General features: G+C 70.0%; 17 protein-coding genes. 11 read left to right on the top strand and 6 right to left on the bottom strand.

What is annotated here, in order from left to right; translation table 11 throughout:
* Positions 1 to 44 precede the first annotated feature (44 nt).
* Both trhA and Pla133_RS05910 read left to right on the top strand, forming a co-directional pair.
* Positions 45 to 749, top strand: coding sequence for a PAQR family membrane homeostasis protein TrhA (gene trhA, locus Pla133_RS05915; protein WP_145063454.1), 705 nt, complete (start codon positions 45 to 47; stop codon positions 747 to 749).
* A gap of 124 nt (positions 750 to 873) precedes the next feature.
* Positions 874 to 2,247: a cupin-like domain-containing protein gene (locus Pla133_RS05910; RefSeq protein ID WP_145063452.1), complete on the top strand. Its 1,374-nt coding sequence runs from the start codon at positions 874 to 876 to the stop codon at positions 2,245 to 2,247.
* A gap of 22 nt (positions 2,248 to 2,269) precedes the next feature.
* Here Pla133_RS05910 and Pla133_RS05905 read toward each other — a convergent pair whose 3' ends face one another.
* Both Pla133_RS05905 and Pla133_RS05900 read right to left on the bottom strand, forming a co-directional pair.
* Complete coding sequence (locus Pla133_RS05905; protein ID WP_145063450.1) at positions 2,270 to 3,103, bottom strand: lipopolysaccharide kinase InaA family protein; 834 nt, start codon at positions 3,101 to 3,103, stop codon at positions 2,270 to 2,272.
* Positions 3,104 to 3,748 carry a class I SAM-dependent methyltransferase gene (locus tag Pla133_RS05900; RefSeq protein WP_145063448.1) on the bottom strand — a complete coding sequence of 215 codons (645 nt, stop codon included), beginning with the start codon at positions 3,746 to 3,748 and terminating at the stop codon, positions 3,104 to 3,106.
* Between the two features lie 182 nt (positions 3,749 to 3,930).
* Between Pla133_RS05900 and Pla133_RS26000 the strand changes: the two genes are divergently transcribed.
* Both Pla133_RS26000 and Pla133_RS05895 read left to right on the top strand, forming a co-directional pair.
* Positions 3,931 to 4,632: a hypothetical protein gene (locus tag Pla133_RS26000; RefSeq protein ID WP_419192173.1), complete on the top strand. Its 702-nt coding sequence runs from the start codon at positions 3,931 to 3,933 to the stop codon at positions 4,630 to 4,632.
* Positions 4,611 to 7,670, top strand: a complete 3,060-nt coding sequence (locus Pla133_RS05895) for a hypothetical protein (RefSeq protein WP_419192172.1) — start codon at positions 4,611 to 4,613, stop codon at positions 7,668 to 7,670. Before Pla133_RS26000 ends, Pla133_RS05895 begins: the two co-directional genes overlap by 22 nt.
* A gap of 182 nt (positions 7,671 to 7,852) precedes the next feature.
* Here Pla133_RS05895 and Pla133_RS05890 read toward each other — a convergent pair whose 3' ends face one another.
* A complete protein-coding gene (locus tag Pla133_RS05890) occupies positions 7,853 to 9,274 on the bottom strand; it encodes a dihydrolipoyl dehydrogenase family protein (RefSeq protein ID WP_145063444.1) in 1,422 nt (473 codons plus the stop codon).
* A gap of 332 nt (positions 9,275 to 9,606) precedes the next feature.
* On the opposite strand from Pla133_RS05890, the gene Pla133_RS05885 reads away from it, so the two are divergent.
* Positions 9,607 to 10,590 (top strand): hypothetical protein, encoded by a 984-nt coding sequence (locus tag Pla133_RS05885; RefSeq protein WP_145063442.1) that lies wholly within the window; start codon positions 9,607 to 9,609, stop codon positions 10,588 to 10,590.
* A 37-nt stretch (positions 10,591 to 10,627) separates the two neighbouring features.
* Complete coding sequence (locus tag Pla133_RS05880) at positions 10,628 to 11,884, top strand: hypothetical protein (protein ID WP_145063440.1); 1,257 nt, start codon at positions 10,628 to 10,630, stop codon at positions 11,882 to 11,884.
* 52 nt (positions 11,885 to 11,936) lie between these two features.
* On the opposite strand, the gene Pla133_RS05875 is transcribed toward Pla133_RS05880, so the two are convergent.
* Positions 11,937 to 12,968, bottom strand: coding sequence for a M29 family metallopeptidase (locus tag Pla133_RS05875; protein WP_145063438.1), 1,032 nt, complete (start codon positions 12,966 to 12,968; stop codon positions 11,937 to 11,939).
* A gap of 114 nt (positions 12,969 to 13,082) precedes the next feature.
* Here Pla133_RS05875 and Pla133_RS05870 point away from each other — a divergent pair, with 114 nt between their 5' ends.
* On the top strand, positions 13,083 to 13,730 hold the full coding sequence (locus Pla133_RS05870) for a hypothetical protein (protein ID WP_145063436.1): 648 nt from the start codon (positions 13,083 to 13,085) through the stop codon (positions 13,728 to 13,730).
* A gap of 267 nt (positions 13,731 to 13,997) precedes the next feature.
* Here Pla133_RS05870 and Pla133_RS05865 read toward each other — a convergent pair whose 3' ends face one another.
* On the bottom strand, positions 13,998 to 14,483 hold the full coding sequence (locus Pla133_RS05865; RefSeq protein ID WP_145063434.1) for a hypothetical protein: 486 nt from the start codon (positions 14,481 to 14,483) through the stop codon (positions 13,998 to 14,000).
* A gap of 347 nt (positions 14,484 to 14,830) precedes the next feature.
* Here Pla133_RS05865 and Pla133_RS05860 point away from each other — a divergent pair, with 347 nt between their 5' ends.
* Complete coding sequence (locus tag Pla133_RS05860) at positions 14,831 to 15,298, top strand: GNAT family N-acetyltransferase (RefSeq protein WP_145063432.1); 468 nt, start codon at positions 14,831 to 14,833, stop codon at positions 15,296 to 15,298.
* A 48-nt stretch (positions 15,299 to 15,346) separates the two neighbouring features.
* Here the strand turns inward: Pla133_RS05860 and Pla133_RS05855 are convergent, their stop codons facing one another.
* Complete coding sequence (locus Pla133_RS05855; RefSeq protein ID WP_419192171.1) at positions 15,347 to 16,891, bottom strand: potassium channel family protein; 1,545 nt, start codon at positions 16,889 to 16,891, stop codon at positions 15,347 to 15,349.
* A gap of 192 nt (positions 16,892 to 17,083) precedes the next feature.
* On the opposite strand from Pla133_RS05855, the gene Pla133_RS05850 reads away from it, so the two are divergent.
* Genes Pla133_RS05850 through Pla133_RS05840 form a run of 3 tightly spaced genes read left to right on the top strand, consistent with a single transcriptional unit; the run spans position 17,084 to position 21,473 of the window.
* A complete protein-coding gene (locus Pla133_RS05850) occupies positions 17,084 to 18,565 on the top strand; it encodes a circularly permuted type 2 ATP-grasp protein (RefSeq protein WP_145063428.1) in 1,482 nt (493 codons plus the stop codon).
* Positions 18,562 to 19,560 (top strand): alpha-E domain-containing protein, encoded by a 999-nt coding sequence (locus tag Pla133_RS05845; protein ID WP_145063426.1) that lies wholly within the window; start codon positions 18,562 to 18,564, stop codon positions 19,558 to 19,560. Before Pla133_RS05850 ends, Pla133_RS05845 begins: the two co-directional genes overlap by 4 nt.
* The gene (locus Pla133_RS05840) at positions 19,557 to 21,473 is read left to right on the top strand and encodes a class II glutamine amidotransferase (RefSeq protein ID WP_145063424.1); all 1,917 of its coding nucleotides are present in this window, start codon (positions 19,557 to 19,559) and stop codon (positions 21,471 to 21,473) included. Before Pla133_RS05845 ends, Pla133_RS05840 begins: the two co-directional genes overlap by 4 nt.
* Positions 21,474 to 21,521 lie beyond the last annotated feature (48 nt).

Here is a 21,521-nt window from a genome sequence, read left to right as displayed (position 1 = left end):
CCGATCCCGGCCGCTGCCGCGAGCCGCGTTAGCATCTCGCGGCGATGACAGCGCAGGTGACCTCGATTCCGGGCTTCCACGAGCCCTTCAACGCGATCAGCCATCTGGGCGGAGCCGTGGTCTTCGCCGTCCTGACCGTGCCCCTGCTGCGCCGCGCGTCCGGCGACTGGCGGCGTACCTTCAGCCTCTCGGTCTTCGCCTTCACCTCGGTCTTCCTGCTCTCGATGAGCGGCGTCTACCACCTGCTGTCGACGGAATCGACCGGACGCGACGTGCTCGGGCGCCTGGACCAGGCCGGGATCTTCGCGCTGATCGCCGGGACCCACACGCCGATCCAGACCTTCTTCTTCCGTGGCTTCCGCCGCTGGGGCGTACTCGCTGCCATGTGGCTGGTCGCGGCGACGGGGATCACGCTCTTCGCCGTCTACTACGACTCGTTGCCGAGGGGCATCGCCACCTCGGTCTACCTGACCATGGGCTGGATCGCCGGCGCTGCGGGCCTGGTGGTCTGGCGGCGCGCGGGGAGCGCCGACGTGCGGCTGCTGATCCTCGGCGGGGTGACCTACTCGGCGGGCGCCGTGATGCTGGCCCTCGACTGGCCGAACCTGTGGCCCGGTGTCTTCGAGGCACACGAGCTGTGGCACGTCGCCGTCCTGTGCGCCCTGACCATGCACTGGCGCTTCTTCATGCAGCACGCGCGCATGGACCTGGACGGGGACCCGCAGCACCCCCACCAGGCGCCGCGCTGAGTGGACCGGCCGCGCGGCGCTACTGGATTGTTACGGGCCCGGCGGGCCCCGCTCGGGGCTGAGCGCGCATTTGCCTTCGCTCGATCGGTAGTCGGCTTCACGCCGCCGGCCTAGCGTTCACAGCATGGACGAGCCGCCCCCCTTCGGGCTGCCTCGCTCCTCGGTCGTGGGGGTCGACCGACACGGCGCGGAGGGCGACGGGCAGTCCAACGCTTGCGACCTGAACTCGAGCGAATCGCGTTCGCACGGGCCCGCGTCGGCCGCGGCGACGCCGCTCCAGGCGGCGGGGCCGGACTGGTCCCTGCGCGCCCGAGCCCAGCGCTTCCGCGCGGCCAGCCGAGCGGTCGAGGTGCCCCTCGTCGACCGTCTGCGCTTCTGGCTCTACTACATCGGCCTCGCTCACGGGGGCACGCCGGTCTACTCGCCCACCCGCGACGCCTGCTACGCCGAGGGGTTCCTGCGCCGCGGCTACGACAAGCAACTGGAGCGCATCAACCGGCGCCTGGCGAGCGAGCCGTGGCGCTTCGGACCGATCCCGGTGCCGGTCTTTCGCGCCGACGAGGTCAGCCCGATCGATCAGGACTTCCTGACGCGGCTGAGGATTCCCTACGTGCTCCGGGGGGCCGCCCGGGGACTGCCGCTGATGGATTGGAGCCTCGACTACCTCGAGCGCGGCTGGGGCCATTGCACGGGGCCGATCAACGCCGCCCTCGATCGTCCGGACCCGATCCAGACCCGCCCCACCAAGGCCCACCACTACTACGACTTCCGCCTGGGCACCCTGGGCGAGGTGGCCGAGTCGATCCGGCGCGGCGGTCCCGCGCGCTTCGTGGTGGCCGAAGACGTGATGCACGCGGACGGCGGCAGCTTGCTGCGGGACCTCGACCTGGCCCACTGGGAGCGCATCAGCGGTTGGGAGCGCAACCGCGGCCACTGGCTGCGCTCGCGCCTGGCCGTGGGCAAGGTCTTCAGCGCGCAGCTCCTGGTGCAACCCGAACGCGCCTACTCCCTGTGGCACACCGAGGGCGGCGACAACTTCTTCGTGCTGGCGCGGGGTCGCAAACGCTGGACCCTGACCGATCCGATCTACTCGCCGGCCATGCGCCCGCGGGTCAAACGCAGCACGAACTACACCGGCAGCAACATCGACGTGCGCGAGTCCGACGAAATCCAACGCCGCCGGGGGTTCGGTGGCTACCTCGGGATCCCGCGCGTGCAGGCGGACTTGCGGCCCGGCGACATGCTGCGGGTACCCGCCTTCTGGTGGCACACGGTCGAGACCCTGCCCGGGGACTACACCCTCGCGGCGAGCCTGCGGATCGAGCCCGGGCCGAGCCTGGTGGCGCCGGGGCTGTTGGCCATGCGCCTGATGGATCCCCAGGCCCACGCGATGATGCGCGCCTACCGGCGCTTCGGACGCATCTCGGACGCGTTGATCGGCCAACCGCGCAGGAGCCGCTCGCAGGCCGTCGACGGGACGGCGCGCGGCACCGACTGACGCGGGGCGCGTCCGGCGCGCTTCAACCGCGGACCGTCAGCGCCGCCGGGGGCCAGGGGCCGGGCATGGGCTTGCCGCGCAGACGGCGGGGATCGCGCTCCAGGCCGCGCACCAGGGTGTCGCGACGACGAACGACCCCGCCCACGAGCTGCGGCAGCCCAATGCCCGCGCGACGCTCGGTCAGGTAGCCGTCAAGCAGCCGCCGCTGCTCGGCCACGGTGAACAGGTCGGCGCCCTCGAGCATCAGGCAGGCCAGGTCGTAGAGGGGTCCGCGTCGCTGGCAGCCGCGCCCCCCGGCCCAGCAGTCGATCAGCACCAGGCGCCGACCGCCAACCGGTTCGACCACCAGCAGGTTGCGGGGGAAGAGGTCCCGGTGGACGAAGCCGAGCCGGTGCAGGCGACCGACCTCGCGCGCCAGCTCGTCGACCAGGAGCCCGCGCTCGTCGTCCGCGGCGGCGGCGAGGGCGACGTCGAGGGTCACGCTCGCCGGGACGGCACAGGTCAGCAGGAACTGGAAGCGCGGCGCGCCGCCACGCCACAGGACCCCGGCCGCGAGGGGCTGGGGGGCGCGGAAGCCGGCGCGCCGCAGCCAGGTGAGGTTGGCGTACTCGGCCATGCGCGGAACACGGGCGCGCAACAGCCCCGCGCGCAGGGCGTGGCGCCGACTCGCTCGGCCGCGCAGGGGACTGGCCTTGAGGTAGGCCCGCTCCCCGGCGAAGGGCACGAACTCGGCGCGGTGCTCGTCGGCGCGCGCGAGCTGCGCGCCCAGGGCCAAGGCCTCCGCGCGCGCCGCGGCACCGCGCCCGGCCCGCAGGCGCAGCTCGCCCTGCTCGATCCCGTGGCGCAGCTCGGGCACTCAGTCCGCCTCCCGCCGCGCGATCGCGAAGGCCTGCTGGGACACGAAGCGCAGGCTGTGCTCGAAGCCCAAGACCCGTGCGCCGGCCCCCTCGATGAGCCGCTCCAGCGTCCGTCGTTCGAGGGCCACGCGCGTGTCCGGATGGGTCGCGCGGCGCAGGCCCGCTCGACGCCGCCAAGCGTGCCAGGAACTCGAATCCCAGAACGACACCAGCACCAGGCCGCGGCTGACCCGCACCAGCTCGCCCAGGAGGCCGGCGCGCTCGTCGTCACTGGCCACGTGGTGCAACAGGCGACAGCACACGACCGCGTCGAAGCTGCGGTCGGCGAAGGGTAGGGCCCAGGCTGAGGCCTGGATGCGAAGACCCGCGGGAGCCGCGGCCAACATCTCCGGCGAGACGTCCACACCGACGGTCGACGCGCCCGTGCCCTCGAGGACGGGTCGCAGGCGCCCTGCCCCACAGGGCACGTCGAGCACGCGTTCGAGCCGCAGCCCCCGCGCGTGGCGCAGCAGGGCTCGTCGAACCAGGCGGGGATCGCGTCCGGCGGCCCGGCTCGAGCGCCAGCGGCCGCCGGCGTAGTGCTCGCCCGCGCCCGGCGCGGTCCAGCGGTCGCCGACGGTGGCGTGGGTCTGGCGCGGATCCATGGGCGCGCCGAGTCTGGGCCACGGCTGCGGCCGTGGCACGGGCCCAGGGGCATTTGATTCGCCGCTCCGGCCGATCACCGACGACAGCGCCCAGCCGGCCGCGCGGGGCGCCGGCCTCGAAGACCGGCCGAGTCACATGCCCCGCCCGACGGGTGCCTGGGCGGGCGCGAGCGGAGGGAACGATGATCCGCTTCAGCAGCCTGACCCAGCTCGCCGCCGCCGCAGTCCTTCTCTGGTCCTGGCACCCCAGCTCGGCCGCCAGTGTCCCCGCCGACACCGCGGTCCCCGCGGGCCTGCTCGTCAACGAGCCCGTCGTCGTCTACGACGTCACCGGGTTGGTCTTCGCCGGCTCGGTGCACCAGCACCTGACGGCCTACAACAGCGGCTTTGTCACCATCGCCAAGCGTGACGACAACCCCTTCGGCAACCTGGACGTGGACGTCCAGACCGCCAACATCGGCTCCCGTGCCGCCAAGCAACCGCTAGTCGACCTGATCGTCGCCGGGGCCTCGAGCCTGCCCGATCAGGACGCGGGCGCCGCCGACATCCCGCTCGAGACCTTGACCCTGGCCGAGGGCAAGGAAGGTCGCCCTCTCGCGGACGATCAGCTACTGGGCCGCGACGGGCCCCTATGGCGCCGTGGCGAACGTGGTCGACGAGTTCATCGCGACGAACTCCCCGGGCTTCCGAGCGGGCCGCGTCCTTCCTGGCGTCGGGGCGGGCGCGGGGGCGGGGGGGGTGCGAGGAGATCGGAAGTCTCCCCGCGAGGGTCGGAGCGGGAGGTCGCTTGCGGGGGTGCCGCGGGAGTTCTCCCGGCTCCGCGCGGCCTTGGACCCCTTCCACGTCCCTATCGGCCCCTGCCATGCATCTGCGATCGACCCTGATCCTCGCGTCCAGTCTCGCCCTGGCCTCGCCGCTCCACGCGCAATTGATCGGAGGCACCCTGGTCTCCGACATCAACACCGACCCGGCCGTGGTCGGAAGCTACAACGGCGGCTTCGCGAGCAACGGCAACCTGGTCTACTTCGGCGGCATCGACGCCGAGACCGGGGTCAGCTACCGCATCTGGCGCTCGGACGGCACGACAGCGGGGACGATCCAGCTCCACCCGGCCGCACTCAACGAGCACGAGAGCACGTTCCTGGCCAACGGCGACCTGTTCAGCGCCATCGACGAGCTGGGCGTCGGCGTCGGCCTGTGGCGCAGCGACGGCACCCCCGCGGGCACGGTCCGGGTGGCCGCGCCGCTCGACTGGACCGACGAGCCCCACGACTTGACCGTCTTCGGCGGCGCGGTGTGGTTCCTCGCTGGCCTCGAGGACTCCGGGACCGAACTGTGGCGCCACGACCTGGCCAGCGGCCAAACCGCGCTGTTCCATGAGTTGGAGCCAGGGCCGGCCTCGGGCGTCCAGCACCTGTTCGCCGGCGCCGGCAAGCTCTTCTTCGCAGGCTCCGGGACCACCGATCTGTGGGCCACCGACGGCACCCCTGGCGGCGCCGTCGTCGTCGCCACCCTGACCCTGCACTCGTTCAACGCCAGCCTCGGCCACGAGGCCGAAGTGGGCTCGCGGGTGATCTTCGCGTCCGCCGGATCCGGCACCAACCCCACGGGCTGGTGGTCCAGCGACGGCACGCCGGGCGGTACCTTCCTGCTGCAACCGACCTTCAACACCTACTGGTCGGTGCAGGGTGCGACCAAGGTCTGGTTCACGGCCGGCAACGTGGCTTCGACGCCGCGTCTGTTCGAGACCGACGGCACGCCCGGCGGAACCCAGCCCGTGAACCTGTCGGGCCAGTCCGGCGGCCAGCGGGTCGACTACTTTCCCGGGGTCGCGCTCGGCGACGACCTCTTCTACTCCGGCAACGTGGGCGGCAGCGGCTTCGAGCTGTGCCGCACGACCGGGGGCGGCGCCCTCGCCCAACTCGCCGCTGAGATCAACCCGACGGGGCAGTCCCTGCCGGTCGAGTTCGTGACCACCCTCGGCCAGATCTTCTTCCGCGCCGACGATGGCGTGCATGGCACCGAGATCTGGAGCTTCGATCCGATCAGCGCCACCGCCGCCCTCGTGGCCGATCTCACCCCCGGACCGGGTGTCGGGATCATCGGTTCCAAACCCACGATCCTGCCGGCCAGCGGCGGCGTGGTCTTCGGCCAGAACTTCCCGGTCTTCGGGATCGAACCCGCTGCCACGGACGGGGTGCAGACCGGCCTGCTGCTCAACATCGGCGACGAGGGGCTGAGCGACGGTTCGGACCCGACCGAGTTCCTGCGATTCGGCGACCGTGTGCTGTTCCAGGCATTCGAGGGCTCCACCGGGGCCGAACTCTGGATCACCGACGGCACGACCGCGGGAACCCGACTGGTCAAGGACATCAACCCGCTCAACGATGGGCCGCTCGGCAGCGACCCCGGGTCGAAGCCCCACAACCTCACCCTCGTGGGCGACCGGGTCTTCTTCCGCGCCAACCACCCCGACTTCGGCATCGAGCTCTGGTCGACCGACGGCACCGAGGCCGGCACTTCGCTGGTCGTGGACTTGGTCCCCGGCCCGAGCTCCTCGGAGTCGTTCTTCTTCAACGACTTGGTGCCCATGGGCGAGGCCCTGTTCTTCCTGGCGGCCGATGGCAACGGCGGCAGCGCCCTGTGGCGTGTCGACGACTTCGGCACCACTCAGATCAAGGCGACTTCGCCCCTCGGCCCCGGCTCGAAGTTCGGCGTGCTCGAGCGGATCGGTGACCGCCTGCTGTTCCAGGCCGACGGGCCCGAGGGCCTCGAACTGTGGTCGAGCGACGGCACCGTGGCCGGGACCGCCCTCCTGGCCGATCTCACCCCGGGGCCGGACGACACCCTGCTGGCCCAGATCGCGGTGGGCGACAGCCTGGCCTACTTCACGCCTGCCTTCGGCTCGAGTGGCGAACTCTGGAAGACCGACGGGACTCCGGCCGGCACGGTGAACTTCTTCACCCTGGGCGCCGGCGAGGGCGGCTTCGGCGAGCTGACGACCCTGGGAGATCTGGTGCTGTTCAGCGTCACCACCCCTGCCAACGGGCGCGAGCCCTGGGTCAGCGACGGCACCGCCGCCGGAACCATGTTGCTCGCGGACACCCAGCCGGGGCCGGGCTCGGGCTTCCCGCTCGAGTTCACGGTCGCCGGCAACGGGGCCTTCTTCGCCGTGCAATCACCCCCGGACTCGTTCCACTTCGGGCAACTGTGGGTGACCGACGGCACCCCCGCGGGCACCCAGCTGGCGGTGGACCTGCCGTCGCCCTTGGATGCTGCCGGCCTGGCCGACTTCTGGGCGGCGGGTACCGACCAGCGCTTGCTCTTCACCAACCAAGACGCCAATGGCGAGGAGTGGTGGGTCACCGACGGCAGCGCCGCCGGCACGCAGGCGCTGACTGACATCGCCCTGGGAGCCAAGAGCTCGGAGCCGCGGCCGGGGATCCAACTGGGCAACCGGTTGCTGTTCGCGGCCACCGACGGTCTGAACGGCGTCGAGCTCCACTCGATCCCGCTCAGCGCCACCGGCGGCTTCGCCGTGACGCCCATCGGTGCCGGGTGCGCCGGCGCTGGAGGTGTCCCCTCCCTCTCCCTCGCCAGTGGGGCGGCGTCCCTGGGCCGATCCTTCGCCCTCGCGATCGAGAACGCCCTGCCCCTCGGCAGTGCCCTCTGGTTCTTCGATGGGTCCCTGGGCGCCCTGGCGCCGTCGGGTGACTGCGGGGTGCTGCTGCCCTCGCCGAAGCTCCTGCTCGCGACGCCGACGGACGCAGGTGGCGGCTCCACACTGCCCCTCACGGTGCCGCTGGATCCGAGCCTGGCCGGTGCCGTGGTCGACTTCCAGGCGCTGAGCCTGGAACTCGCGGGACCGTTCCTCGGCCTCGGCGCGCTCAGCAACGGACTCGAAGTCGTGCTGGGCCAATAGTCTCCCTGCGGTCGCCGGCATCCGCGTGCGGTACGTCCGAGCGGCGGTGTGGGGCCGCCTCTCGCCCGCTGGACGCGGATCCCGGCAACCGTCGGGGAATCTCGAACAGTCGTCGGACCGATTGCGCCACGGTGCCGACGGCTCGGTGCGCGGTACGGGCTTCGGCCCGTACCGCACGCCTCTCACTGCCGGCGGATCAGGTCGAAGAAGTCGTACTCCTCGCCCTCTTCGTAGGTCAGCGCGTCACCCTGGATGATGTGCGCCGCGCCCTGCAGGCACTCGATCAGGGACGGGTGGGGCATGATCGACGTGATCAGGTAGGTGTAGGGCAGCTGGCGCTCGATCAGGATCGACGCGGCCGCGATCAAGGTGTCCGCGTCGCGCCCGACGACGCGCACGCCCAGGATGCGGTCGTCGCCCACGGGCCCCACGATCAGCTTCACGTAGCCGAGGGCCGGGTGCATCGCGTGGGCGCGGTGGTTGCGGCCGTAGGGGTACTTGCCCACGCGCACCTCGCCATGTCGCTCGCGGGCCGCGGTCTCGGACAGGCCGGCACCTGCGATCATCGGCACCGTGAAGATGATGTAGGGCACGTGGTCCATCGACTGGTCGAACTCCTCGCCCAGGATGTGGTGGGCCGCGCAGACCCCCTCGGCCTGGGCCACGTGCACCAGGGCCAGGTCGACCGGCGTCCCGCGGTCGCCGACGTCGCCGACCGCGTAGACGTGCGGGACGTTCGTCCGCATCGATCCGTCGGTGGGTATCCAACCGCCCTTGGCGCGTTCGACCCCGATGCGCTCCAGGCCGATGCCGTCGGTGCAGGCCACGCGGCCGATGGCCAGCAGCACGGCGCCCGTCTCGAGCACGCGACCCTCGGGCAGCGCGGTCCGCACGCCATCGGCGGTGCGCTCGATACCCTGGAAGCGGGTCGAGGAGAGCACCTTGATGCCGCGCTCCACGAAGGCCCGGGTGATGAAGGCGGAGAGGTCGGGATCCTCCGAACCCAGTACCCGCGGCTGGGTATCGACCAGGGTCACCTCGGAGCCCAGGGCGGCGAAGATGCTGGCGTACTCGCAGCCGATCACACCGGCGCCCAGGATCGCCAGGGTGCGCGGCAGCTCCATGCAACGGTTGACGGTGTCGCTGGTCAGCACGCGGCGGTCGTCCGGCACGATCCCCTCGGGCACGCGCGGGCGCGAGCCGGTGGCGATGATCAAGTCCTTGGCCCGCACGCGCCGCCCGCCCACCAGGACGGTCTGGGCGTCCTCGATCACGCCGCGGCCCTCGATCACTTCCACACCCAGGCGCTGGAGCCGGTCGACCACTGAAACGTTGAGGCCCTCGGCGGACCGCTGGGTTCCGCGCAGGACCGCCTCGAGCGACGGCGGCCGTGCGGCCTCGAATACGTCGGGACGCAGGGATGCGTAGACGTACTGTCGCGTGATCTCGAACGCGGCCTTGGAGCGGAAAGCGCCCTCGATGCCGTAACCCATCAGAGGTCCGGCGTTGACCACGACGACCCTGCGCCCGTGGAGCGCGAGGTTGGCGGCGGCCGCGAGGCCACCAGGCCCCCCGCCGAGGATGCAGACGTCGGTCTCGATCATGTGGGAGCCCCTCGGCGGTGGTGCGCGCCGAGGGCGAGATCGAGCCGGCCGGCGAGCGAGGATCGTAGCTCTCGAGGGGCACGGGGACGGGACCAATCCCTCGCCGCGGCGGATCGACAGGGGCCCGTCGATGGCGGTGCCCGGGCAACGGTGTGCGCGGCGAGGGGCAAGGGACGGATCGTCGCGTGCCCCTTCTCGCTCCCCCCTCCTCGATCCACCAGCCAAGATCGCATGCAGATGCACGGTCCTAGCCGCGATGGCTAGCCTGGATCGCCTCCCCCACCCACGCGGGCTCCTCCGCCTACGACAGTCACTCGACCCCGGATTGCCCCATGCGTTCCGCGACCACGTCCACGCTCCTGATCGCCCTGACCCTGTCGATCTCCGCGCCGGCCGCCTCGGCGCTGCAGAAGTCCTTCGACTACATCACGTTCGACCGGATCGACCTCGACCCGAACTTCGCACTCCAGACGTCGACCCGCTGGGGCATCGTGGTCAACACCGGGACCGAGCCCCTCTCGCTGACCGACGATTGGGAGGGCGGGCTCTGGTACGGGGAGTCGTCCCAGCTTCTCGGCAGCTTCTTCTTCGAGCTACTCGATCCCTTCGGAGCCGGGCTGACCCTCCAGCCGGGCGAGGCCGCGGGCGACGCGGACCCGCTGCTGCTGGCGCAGCTGCTGCCGGGCGAGACCTTCGTGACCGCGGCCCTGATCGCGCCGATCCAGTTCGGGGTGCCCTTCCCCACCAGCGACTTCCACCTGGACCTGCACGCCCAGGTCGGGGACCTGATCGCGAAGACTCGCACCGACGTGACGCTGAAGGACCTGGGTGGCTCGGCCTTCTGGACACCCACCTCTGCCAAGCGCGTCTCGGGCGCGCCCTCGCCGATCTCCTCCAGCGCCTACGGTGCCGCCTGCGCCGGTCCGTCCGGCTCCGCGACGCTGACGCCCTACGGTTCCAACGGCGGCCCCGGTGGTCCGCCCTGGGTGGCCCTGCGCAGCAACCTGCCCCAGATCGGCAATTGGGCCTTCGGCTACCAGATCGTGTCGCCGACCTTCAACGCCAGCTACGCGCTGGGGATCGACATCGCTCCGGGCTCGATTCCGCTGGCCGGTTGCTCTCTGTTGCTGGGCTTCACCCCGGCCCTCAGTGTGCTCTTCGGTCAGATCCCGAACTTCCAGCAGACGCACAACATCCCCATTCCGAACGACCCCGTGCTGATCGGCGTCACCATCTACGCCCAGGCCGTGCTGCTGCCGCCCCAGTTCGTGACCACCAACGGGATCTCGATCACGATCGGTGACGTGCAGATCTGAACGACCGATCGTCCGCCCCCCGACTCCCGAGAGAACCATGACCTACCAGCCCCTCCCTCCGCTCGCACGCCCGCTCGCCCTCTCGGTCGCCCTCGCGGCCCAGCTCACCTGGGCCGCACCGGCCCAGGCGCAGTGCTTCGGCCCGGACGGGCTATCGAGCTCCACCTGCTGGAGCGACGTGAGCGCCAACCTGCCGCTGCTCCCGCCGATCGACTTCCAGGGCAGTGGCTTCTGCACCGACAGCTGCGACGTGGTCAGCTCCGAGTGCATCCGCATCATCCTGTCGCCGCCCGAGTTGGCGGGCTGCGGCGAGTTCTTCGCGCAGTTCTCGGTCCTCGACTGCCTCGACAACCCGCTGCTTTCGGGCTTCCCGATCCGCCTGGACTACACGCGCACCTGGAACGAGACGTCGACCTCCGGGAGCAACTACCAGGTCTGGCGTTTCGCTGCCAAGGTCGACGTCTCCTCGGTGGCCGGCGCCCCGCCCACCTGCCTGGCGGCCCCCTGCCTCGGCCCCTATCCGACGGCGTTCTACTACGGCTACGTGGACTACGCCCTCAACTGCGACACGAACACCTTCGAGTCGTCGATCGTGCTGCACCACAGCTGCGATCGGTACATCCACGACCCGCTCCACTCGGACAAGCCGGGCGTCTTCCACCCCACCACGACCTACTCGATCGTCGGGCCCGTCTCGACCACCAACCCCTTCGTGCCCTCGGCCTCGCCGCGCCCGGGGGGCCCGCTGTTCTCGGAGGCCGTTCGCGTGGCGGCCCAGGGCAGCCCGACCTGCGTCTCGGAGGAGCGGCTGACGAGTGGCGGCTTGACCCCCCTGATCGCGGTCTGCACCTGCCCCCTCGCCTTCGGGAGCCTTCGCAACACCATCAGCCTCTACACGGGCATCGGTAGCTGCCTCGGGACCGACGGCCTGCCGAGTCGCTTCGACTCGCTCGACACGGCAGTCCTGGGCTATCCCTGGATCCACATGCTGACCACCAGCATCGGCAGTTGGACCGGAACGGCTTCCTACCCCGGCCCCGAGCGCGCCTTCGTCGAGGAAGGGGTCTTCGGCTACCACGACAGCTGCGCCGTCACGGGTACGTCGACCGGCAACTTCCTCGAGTTCCACTACGGAGGCTCGACAGCCGCTGGCTGGGCGGTGACCTCGCTGCTCTCCCAGAATCTGATCGACACCGCGAGCAACTTCTCGGTCGCGCTGCCGGCCGCGATCGCGCCGCCGTTCACGGGCAGCGCCCTACCCTCGCGTCACTTGATCTACGCCAACACGCCCTGAGTTCTCCACCGCGCGTCGCCGGGTTTCTCTCGGCGGCGCGCGGACTGGCGGCTCAGACGGTCCACGCTCCATCCCGGTACACGACCTCGCCGTCGAGTTGCACCGACTCGGTGATCACGAAGACGTCCACGTGGTGCCGAGCGGACTTCTTGCGGATGTCGGCCTTGTTGTAGGTGGCGTGCTTGGCCCCCAGCGAGAGGTGCACGCCGCACATGCGCTCGAAGGTGCCGATGTCGCTCACCGTGCGCTCGCTGGTCAACGCACGATTCATGCCGAAGCCCAGCTCGCGCACCCGCACGTCGCCGTCGTCCACGCGGATCTGGTCCAGGACTCGCTCGAACTCGGGCGTGGCCCCCTCGGCGCCGACCACCCGCCCCCGCTCGACGACCAGCGTGATCGGTCGCTCGGGTCGATTGACCGTGAAGGCCGTGTCACCGAAGAAGGCGATGCGGGCGCGGCCGTGGACCGCCTCCAGGTCGGCGGACTCGGTGAAGACCTCGCCGATCGGATACTGCCCGCCCACGTTGGCCATGTCCGTGTAGTCGCCGATGTTGACCTTCGCCGGCTCGAAGCCGACGGGGAAGATCAAATGGTCGTGGGGACCATCCGCAGCTCCACTGTCCACGACGCAACGGGTGGCCCGATCGATGCGTTCGCGCAAGGCGTGGCCGACACCGCGGTAGTAGTCGCGGTCGTAGGCGAGGGCGTCCACGTAGATCCGCGCCTGCGGGCCGGTCATGCGCGCGAGATGCGGATGCTCGATCACCTTCAGTCCGCGCTTGAACAGCTCGATGCGGATGCGGAAGGCGTCGAGGCGGAAGCTGGTCGACTGGATCAGCACGGCCAGGTCACCGGCGCCGAGCCCCTCGAAGAGCTCGCGCACGGCCTGCGGATCGGCGCCGTCGAAGCGCACGAACTGCGCCTGGGGCAGGCAGCGTCGGTAGGCCTCGGCCAGCAGGTTGGAAAGCTCCGACTCGCCGTCCCAGACCACCAGAGCGCCAGACTCGGGCCGGTGCTCGATGGCGTGGTCGAGCACTTGGCGCAGGTTCGCTGCGGCCACTTCAAGGGCGGTTTCGTGGAGCATTCGGCCGGCGGGGGAGTTCTGAGGTGGGCAATCTAGCACGCCCCAGAATGCGGCGGGCCGCTAGTCTGATCCCGCGTTCCTCTCTACTCGCATCACTCCAAAGCAGAGAACCCCATGAGACTTGCATCCCTCGCCCTCGCCGCCGGATCGTTGCTGTTCGCCGCCGCCCTTGTCGCAGCCGAACAGCCGGCGCCGACCGACCGCGCCGCACGGCCCGTGGTGAGTTTGGTTGACGCCGACGCAGGCACGCTAGTCGAGATCCCCGGCCTCGGCGTGGGCCTGCTGAAGACGCGGGTCTTCCCGATCGCTCCGGCGTCGGCGGAGACGGTCGCCCTCGGCATCGGAGCTGGCCCGAGCAACCCGAGCGGTGAGAACTCGCTCGTCGAGGTCGGCGCCTGCTGTGCCTTCAACCCCAAGCCCTGCCCCACCGCGCCCGGCGCCTACTCGGGCGGCGACTCGATCTACCTGAACGCCTACTGGACCGAGACCATCCCGGTCAATCCTGGCAATGAGTGGATCGCCGGCCTGACCGTCGGAGTCAAGCTGCCGAATGGCAGCACGATCGCCCTGCTCGATGGCTTCCGGTTCAACTTCGGGGACCTCAGCTTCGCCGCCGGGGTCGAGCTGGGCTTCTGCGCGGCGCTCCAGGTGGACCTGCCCGATATCACCATCCCGCTCGGCCCGATCGAGCAGGGGTTCGGCATCTCGACGATCCAGGGCGGCTTCGCTCCGGTGACGGTCAACAGCTTCAGCATCAACTGACGCGGGTCCGATCCCGCAGGGCCGTGAATGGAGCCCGGGCGTCGGTGGCGACGTCCGGGCTCCCTCGGTTCCCCTGCGATCCCTCGCTCGCTGCTCGCTCGACCGGCGTCACGCCCTTCGTCCCAGCGTGCCCCCGAACGCCAGGAAGCCCGGCGCAGCCCCGGCTGATCCGGCGCGCTGCGTTCCGAGCTTCCTCAGGTTGGGACTCGAGGGGATCGAGCCTTCCGATGTACGGAACTCGATCATTCCGGCGAGCGCCGGTCGGGCCTACTTACGGCCCTTGGCGAAGTACTTCGTGCCGCGCTTGGCGCCGGTCTTACGGATCTTGCCGGCATCGAGCATCAGCGCGATCGGGCGCTTGAGGTCGACCGAGTCGGCGCCCATCGAAGCGGCGAGTTCACTGACGCTGACGCCGGGCGTCTGGCGCAGTTGCGCTGCGATGGCGCTGGAAACGGCTTCTACGTCGGCGGTCGAGCGACGCACTCGGCGCCCGGACTTCTTCGTTCCGCGCTTCTTGCTCGCGCTCTTCTTCGCGGAGCGCTTCTTGGTCGAACGCTTCTTGCTCGCGCCCTTCTTGGCGGAGCGCTTCTTCGTCGAGCGCTTGACGGTGCCGCGGCTGCTCGAAGAGCTACCTGCCGTCCCCAGAACTTCCTGAACGGCGTCGGAGGCAGCGGCGGCGATCAGGTCATAGAGCTCGTCGATGACGGCGTTCAAACGGTCGGAGATCTCGGACTTGATATCACGTTGGGGCATGTTGATTCCGTGGAGAGAATGAGAGAGGGGGACTCTAGATGTAGGGGAGAGCGAATCGACACAGTGGCCGACCCGGGCAAAAAGGATGTCTTATCCGCTAAGCGATAGCGAACGTGAAGTCAGCTATCGCCCCTGGGCCATTCCCGGATCAGGTCTCGAGCTAGTCCCGAACTCGGTCCGGCATTGGCTTGTCCAGGTTCGACTCGACCCCGTCGACGCACACCCGGTAGCTGAGCCAGAGCCTTCCCGCCCTCGATTTGGGACGTGTAAGCTGCCCCGGCGTCGCCCCAGCAGGGCGCCCCCACGCCGACGCTGCACTTGGACCCCAGGCTCCCCCCCACCGCTCCATGGACAACCTCGAGATCGCGACCGTAAGCCCGCAGGCCGACGACGTGCGTGCCCTGGTCGAGGTCCACCTCGGCTTTGCCCGGGCAACAACTCCGCCCGAGGGCGTCCACGCCCTGGACGGAGCCGGTCTGGACCATTGCTCCGTAGCCCTCTTCGGCGGGCGGCGCGGGGAGCGTCTGGTGGCGATCGGGGCGCTGCGCGAGTTGGGCGAGGACCGTGGGGAACTCAAATCGATGCACACCCTGGCCAGCGAGCGAGGCCAGGGAATCGGCGAGGCCATGGCCCGCCATCTGATCCGCGAGGCTCGCCATCGCGGCTATCGCCAGCTGCTGCTCGAGACCGGGGCGATGGACGCCTTCGCCCCCGCGCGGGCCCTCTATTCCAAGCTCGGCTTCGAGACCTGCGGCCCATTCGGTGACTACGTCGAGAGCCCGACGAGCGCCTTCATGGGACTCGACTTGACTTGATCGTCGGGTCCGTCGCGGCGTGGAGAGCGGCGCCCTGCGGTCCGCGCTTCAGGCCGACTCGCCCCGCCGGGGGCGGGTCCGCCTGAGAGCCTTCGGCGGCTCGAGCAGCCGCTCCGATGCCAGGTAGAGCACGTGCATCCCCGGCTCGAGGCGCAGCTCCTCGGGGGGATTGACCCGCTCGTCGCCCGTCTCGGTGTGGGCTACGCCGATCACCAACCCGCCCTTGGCGCGCAGGCCGAGCGCCGCGGTCATCTCGCCGTAGGTTGCACTGTCCAGCCCCTCCGGCAGCGCGCCCGCGAAGAGCGACGACTCGCCGCGCAAGACGACTTGGCTCAGGGTGTCAGCCGTTCCGTGGTGCTCGATGGCATGGGCCAAGAGCGAGAAGCCCAGGCGCCTGGTCTCGATTACCTCGTCCGCCCCCGCCGCGCGCGCGTGCTCGACGTTCTCCGAATCCAGGATCTCGGCCACCAGGTAGAGTTCGTTCTGGCGCGGTGCGTCGGACGCGCGCTTGGCCAGGTAGGAGCGGATCGTGAAGACGGTCAAGAGTGTCACCGCATCGGCCTGCTGGGGGCTGCTGCGGCGCGCCCCGGCAACCACTACGGCGGCGGCGCGATCGATGCGGACCTTGTCCAGCTCGCTCTCCTTGGTCGGATCCCCGCGCACCCAATAGAGCTCTGCCGGAATCTCCGCCGGTCGCTCCAGATCGGCGATCAGCACGATCTTGGTCTCGTCCGGGTCGTACTCGGCGACGAGGGTGTCGATCAAGAGGTGCATCCCCTCTTCGTAGCCACAGACGACGACGTGGTTGTAATAGCTTCCCATGCGGAATTGCTCCTCGCGCACGCTGAGAACAGCGTTGAGCAGGCTGTGACCGACGATGCCCGCGAAGAGCGCGAGCGTGAACATGCCGCCGACCATCAGGACGCTGGTCACGACCCGGCCCAGGGTCGAGAGGGGCGTCAGGTCGCCGAATCCGACGGTCGTGATCGTGACGATGGCGAACCAGCAGCCCTCGCCGAAGGTGTCGATCGCGGGGTTGAGGTCACGTTCGATCAGGAACAGGCTGCCGCCGCCGAACAGGACTTGGAGGGCCAGGAAGGACAGGGCCAGGGCGAACAGGAAGCGGTCGCGCTCGAAGGCGTGGAGCAGGCCGCTGAATGGGTTGCCATAGCGGAAGACCTTGACCGTCCTCAGCAGGCGCAGCAGTCGCAGGGCGCGCAGTCCACGCAACTGCGGCACCAGGGCCGCGATCGTGATCAAGTCCACCAGCATCATCGGACGCAGGGCGAAACGCACCCGCGCGGTGACGTGGACCCGCAGACGCGCGGCGCGCGGTCGGCGGAAGACGAGTAGATCGGGGGGCTGGTAGGTGGCGACCCGTAGCACGTACTCGAGCGCGAACAGCCCCAGGAGCGCACGGTCCACGAGCCCCAGGAGCGGCCGCGCCGGGCTCCCCGGCGCCAGGCTCGCGTCGGCCACGATCAGGGCGATGGACGCCAGGATCAGGGACCAGATCGTCGCCTCGACGATGCGGTTCGAGCGAGCCCGAGGGTCGTGAAAGGCGGACTGGAGCTGCAGGAAGGCTCGGGACACGTCGCAGCAGCCTAGCCCGGACCGACCGCAGCGATCCACGCCGGCGCTTTCGACTGGCGGCCAAGCAGGTCGATCGATGCGATTGCGCCGGTTGCGCCGAGGTGGGGACCACCGGAGCGGGCCGACGCCTCGCGCCGCGAACTTGGCCGTCGGATCAGGGCCAGACTCTATACTCGCCCCCGCATCTACCCCATGAGCGAACGCAGCCAATCCTCCCTCCGCGGCGCACTCTTCGACGGCTACTGCCCGCCGCCCGGCACCCGTGACGAGCTCTTCGCGCCCGAGGGCGACCCCCGAGCGGACGTCCGGAGGGTGATCGACCTGTTCGAGACCCTGGGTCTGAACGAGTTCCGACGCCGCCAGCGCCTGGCCGACGAGGCCTTCCGGCGAGGAGGGATCACCTTCTCGGTCTACTCCGACCAACGCGGGGTCGAGAAGACCTTCCCCTTCGACACCATTCCGCGGGTCCTGCCCGCCTCCGAGTGGGCCGGGATCGAGCGTGGCCTGATCCAGCGGGTCGCGGCGCTGAACGCCTTCCTGGCGGACGTCTACGGCGACCAACGGATCCTGCGCGAGGGCATCGTGCCCCGAGAGCTGGTCGAGACCTCCCAGAGCTGGCTGCCCCAGGCCAAGGGCGTGCGCCCCCCGGGCGGCACCTATGTCCACGTGGCGGGGATCGACCTGATCCGGGCCGCCGATGGCAGCTTCCTGGTCCTCGAGGACAACGCCCGCGTGCCGTCCGGCGTCTCCTACGTCCTGGAGAACCGCGCGGTCCTCAAGCGCGTCTTCCCGCGCGTCTTCAGCGAGGCCCGTGTGCGGCGCGTCGACGACTACCCCGGCCGCCTGCGCTCGGCCCTGATCTCCTGCTCGCCGGTCGCAGCGGAGGAGACGCGCCTGGTCGTCCTGACGCCGGGCCCCTTCAACTCGGCCTACTTCGAGCACAGCTACCTGGCCCGCCGCATGGGTTGCTCCCTGGTCGAGGGCGGCGATCTGTTCGTGCGCGACGACCAGGTCTTCGTCAAGACCACCCACGGGGCCAAGCCGGTCCACGTCATCTACCGCCGGATCGACGACGACTTCCTCGACCCGCGCGCCTTCCGCAAGGACAGCCTGGTCGGCGTCCCCGGCCTCTTCGACGCCTATCGGGCCGGCCGGGTGACCTTGGCCAACGCCCTCGGCAACGGCATCGCGGACGACAAGGCCATGTACGCGCTGGTGCCGGACATGATTCGCTTCTACCTCTCCGAGGAACCGCTCCTCGGTCAGGTGCCGACCTGGCTCTGCCACCGCGAGGACGACCTGCGCTACGTGCTCGAACACCTCTCCGAGCTGGTGGTCAAGGAGGTCGACGGCTCGGGGGGCTACGGCATGTTGATGGGTCCCTCGGCGACCCGCAGCGAGATCAAGGCCTACGCCGAGCGCATCAAGGCCGAGCCCCGCGGCTTCGTCGCGCAGCCGTTGATCGAGCTGTCCACCTGCCCCTCCTACGCCGGCCGTTCGATTGCGGCGCGCCGGGTCGATCTGCGCCCCTACGTCGTGACCGGCGACCACACCTGGGTCATGCCCGGCGGCCTGACGCGGGTCGCCCTGGCCGAGGGTTCCTACGTGGTCAACTCCAGCCAGGGCGGCGGATCCAAGGACACCTGGGTGCTGAAGGACGAGGTGGAAGCGTGATCTCGCGAGTCGCTGAGAGCTGTTTCTGGATGCTGCGCTACCTCGAGCGCGCGGACAACACCGCCGGAGCGATCGGCGTCAACCTGTCTCACGTGCTCGATTCCGGCGGAGGCGTGGCCGAGTCCTGGGAGCCGGTGCTGGTGGTGACCGGCGAGATGCCGCGCTTCCGCGAGCGCTTCGGAGAGGGGGCCGCGTCCGACGGCGAGCTGGTCCAGCGCTACCTGACCTGGGACGAGGAGAACCCGGCTTCGATCATCAGCTCGATCCGCGCCGCGCGGGACAACGCGCGCACGATCCGCGAGACGATCAGCCGCGAGATGTGGGAGAGCGTGAACCTGATCTGGCTCTGGCTCCAGGGCCCTGGCAGCAAGCGCAGCTACGACGTCGACCGCAGCGACTTCTTCGAGGCGCTGGAGCGCTCGATCCAGGGCTTCCGCGGGACCGCGCCCGACACCATGCTGCACGAGGAGCCCCTGGACTTCATGCGGCTCGGCATGCAGCTCGAGCGTGCCGGCATGACCTCGCGGATCCTCGACGTGCGCTACCACATGGAAGCGGTGGCCGACGCGGACGAGTCGACCGTGGTCGACTTCGGCCCTTGGCACGCGATCCTGCGCTCCTGCAGCGGCATCGAGGCTTTCCTGAAGCGCGGCCGCTCCTTCTCGGGCAAGAACATCGCGACCTTCCTGGTCGGCGATCCGGCCTTCCCGCGCTCGATCCTGCACTGCATCGAGCGGGCCGAGCATGCCCTCTCTCGCATCCTGGCCGAAGAGGTGGGCAGCACCGTCCTGATGCCCCAGCGCAACACGCCCCGCATGCTCGGCCAACTGCGCGCGATGGTCTCCAGCCTCGAGGTCGCGGACATGCGCGAAGGCGAGCTGCACGAGGCCTTGACGCGGGTGATCGACTCCCTGGCCGAGGTCTGCAACGCGGTGCACGTGGAGTTCTTCGACTTCGACGAGGCGTCGCTCAGCGCGCCGGAAAGCCCCCAATGACGCGCCTGCTGGCCATGTCCTTCGATGCCCCGGCCACGCCGAGGATCACCCTGCGTTGGCAGTCCAAGCAGACGGGCGGCTCCTCGGCCAAGTTCGGATGGGGCGTCGCCTGGTATCCACCCGACGAGCTCGAGGTCGTGACGATCAAGGATCCGACCTCCCATGGCGACGACGCCATGACGGCCATGCTGCGTGAATGGCCGCGGTTCCGCTCCACGATCTTCCTGGGCAACCTGCGCGGCGCCGCCCGGCGCGTCTCCCAGGAGGACACCCACCCCTTCGATCGACGCTTCGCGGGCCGCAGTTGGGTGCTGACCCACAACGGCTGGCTGAACGGCGACTACGCCGCGAACCTGCCCTTGGGCCTGGACCAGGTCCACGGGCCGGTCGGGCACACCGACAGCGAGCACATCCTGTGCTGGCTGCTCGATCGCCTGCGCGAGGCGGGGGCGCGTCGTCTGGCCGACGCCGGTTGGGAGCGGATCCGTGGCTGGTTCACCCAGGTCAACCAACTGGGGACCGCCAACATCGTGATCAGCGACGGTCTCGACCTGTTGGTCTACCAGGACAAGGACCTCTACAACCCGATGCACTGGATCCGTCGCAAGCCGCCCCACGCGACATCCGTGCTCGAGAACGACGACATCGAACTCGACCTCTCCGACGCCCGCGACGAGAACCGGACCGGGATCATCGTCGCCACGGCGGCGCTGTCCGACGACGAGTGGACGGGCCTGCAGCCCGGACAGATGCTGGTCCTGCGCCGGGGTGGTATCGAGTGGGACAGCTCCGGGACCGAGGCGACGCCCCCCGGCCTCGACCTGCCGACGCCCGCTCCGTCTCCGGCGCTGGTGGCCTCGTCGGCGCCCGCCACGGCCCAGGGTCCCGAGCACGGCGCCCAGGCCCACCAGCAGTCCGCCACGGGCAACCTGCCGCCCAAGCCCCTGCCTGCGACCAACCTGGTCCAGGTCCAGAACATGGGCGGCGTGGCGCCGGTCGTTCACTCCGCCGGCGGCACGGTGGTCGGCTCTCACTCCGAGTCGCGCCTGTACCGCGTCCACCACGAGACGAGCTACAGCTACGAGAAGCCGATCGAGCGCAGCACTCACGTCCTGCGCCTGCGGCCTGTGGTCGATCGCTTCCAGGAGTTGCTCGAGTACGACCTGGCGATCGAGCCCCAGACCAGCCTGCACCGTTACGAGGACGTCTTCGGCAACGAGGTGGCCAGCTTCGACCTGGAGCGCCCCTACTCGGCCCTGAAGCTGGTCAGCACCAGCCTGGTGAGGGTGCGAGTCGACCCCCGCCGCACAATCCACTCGCCGGTGCGGCGCAGCACGATCCCGCTGGTGTGGATGCCCTGGCAGCGTCAGATGATGACGCCGTACCTGTTGTCCCACGAGTTGCCCGAGACGCAATTGCGCGAGCTGTTCGAGTACGCCATGGGCTTCGTCGAGCGCCAGGACTACGACCTGGCCGAGTCCCTGCTCGACATGAACCGGACGATCAACAAGGACTACGCCTACGTGCAGGGCTCGACCACCGTCGAGACCACGCCGTTCGAGGTCTACACCACGCGCCGCGGCGTCTGTCAGGACTTTGCCAACCTGCTGATCTGCCTGGCGCGACTGATCGGCGTGCCCGCCCGCTACCGGGTCGGCTACATCGACACGAGCAAGGACTACGAGAACACCCTGCAGTCCGACGCCTCGCACGCCTGGGCCGAGGTCTACCTGCCCTGGTTCGGTTGGCAGGGCTTCGACCCCACCAACGGCTGCCTGGCGGAGCTGGACCACGTGCGCGTGGCCTGCGGGCGCAACTACCGCGACGCGACCCCGACCTCGGGCACGATCTACCGCGGCGGCGGCACCGAGCAGCTCATGACCGAAGTGCGCGTCGAGCGCCAGGCGGACTGAGGCGCGAGGTCGCGGGGGGGGCACCCTGCCCCCCGCGGTTCGCTACCG

It is taken from the genome of Engelhardtia mirabilis, assembly GCF_007748095.1.
Classification (GTDB): Bacteria; Planctomycetota; UBA1135; order UBA1135.
The sequence above is the reverse complement of the archived record's forward strand: the minus strand, read 5'-3'. Positions and strand labels throughout refer to the sequence as shown.

Bases quoted from the DNA above. Each gene is read 5' to 3' on its own strand.
- Pla133_RS05860 (WP_145063432.1), top strand. From the start codon at position 14,831: ATGGACAACCTCGAGATCGCGACCGTAAGCCCGCAGGCCGACGACGTG.
- Pla133_RS05900 (WP_145063448.1), bottom strand. From the start codon at position 3,748: ATGGATCCGCGCCAGACCCACGCCACCGTCGGCGACCGCTGGACCGCG.
- Pla133_RS05910 (WP_145063452.1), top strand. From the start codon at position 874: ATGGACGAGCCGCCCCCCTTCGGGCTGCCTCGCTCCTCGGTCGTGGGG.
- Pla133_RS05895 (WP_419192172.1), top strand. From the start codon at position 4,611: ATGCATCTGCGATCGACCCTGATCCTCGCGTCCAGTCTCGCCCTGGCC.
- Pla133_RS05870 (WP_145063436.1), top strand. From the start codon at position 13,083: ATGAGACTTGCATCCCTCGCCCTCGCCGCCGGATCGTTGCTGTTCGCC.
- Pla133_RS05875 (WP_145063438.1), bottom strand. From the start codon at position 12,968: ATGCTCCACGAAACCGCCCTTGAAGTGGCCGCAGCGAACCTGCGCCAA.
- Pla133_RS05890 (WP_145063444.1), bottom strand. From the start codon at position 9,274: ATGATCGAGACCGACGTCTGCATCCTCGGCGGGGGGCCTGGTGGCCTC.
- Pla133_RS26000 (WP_419192173.1), top strand. From the start codon at position 3,931: ATGATCCGCTTCAGCAGCCTGACCCAGCTCGCCGCCGCCGCAGTCCTT.
- Pla133_RS05865 (WP_145063434.1), bottom strand. From the start codon at position 14,483: ATGCCCCAACGTGATATCAAGTCCGAGATCTCCGACCGTTTGAACGCC.
- Pla133_RS05840 (WP_145063424.1), top strand. From the start codon at position 19,557: ATGACGCGCCTGCTGGCCATGTCCTTCGATGCCCCGGCCACGCCGAGG.
- Pla133_RS05850 (WP_145063428.1), top strand. From the start codon at position 17,084: ATGAGCGAACGCAGCCAATCCTCCCTCCGCGGCGCACTCTTCGACGGC.
- trhA (WP_145063454.1), top strand. From the start codon at position 45: ATGACAGCGCAGGTGACCTCGATTCCGGGCTTCCACGAGCCCTTCAAC.
- Pla133_RS05880 (WP_145063440.1), top strand. From the start codon at position 10,628: ATGACCTACCAGCCCCTCCCTCCGCTCGCACGCCCGCTCGCCCTCTCG.
- Pla133_RS05885 (WP_145063442.1), top strand. From the start codon at position 9,607: ATGCGTTCCGCGACCACGTCCACGCTCCTGATCGCCCTGACCCTGTCG.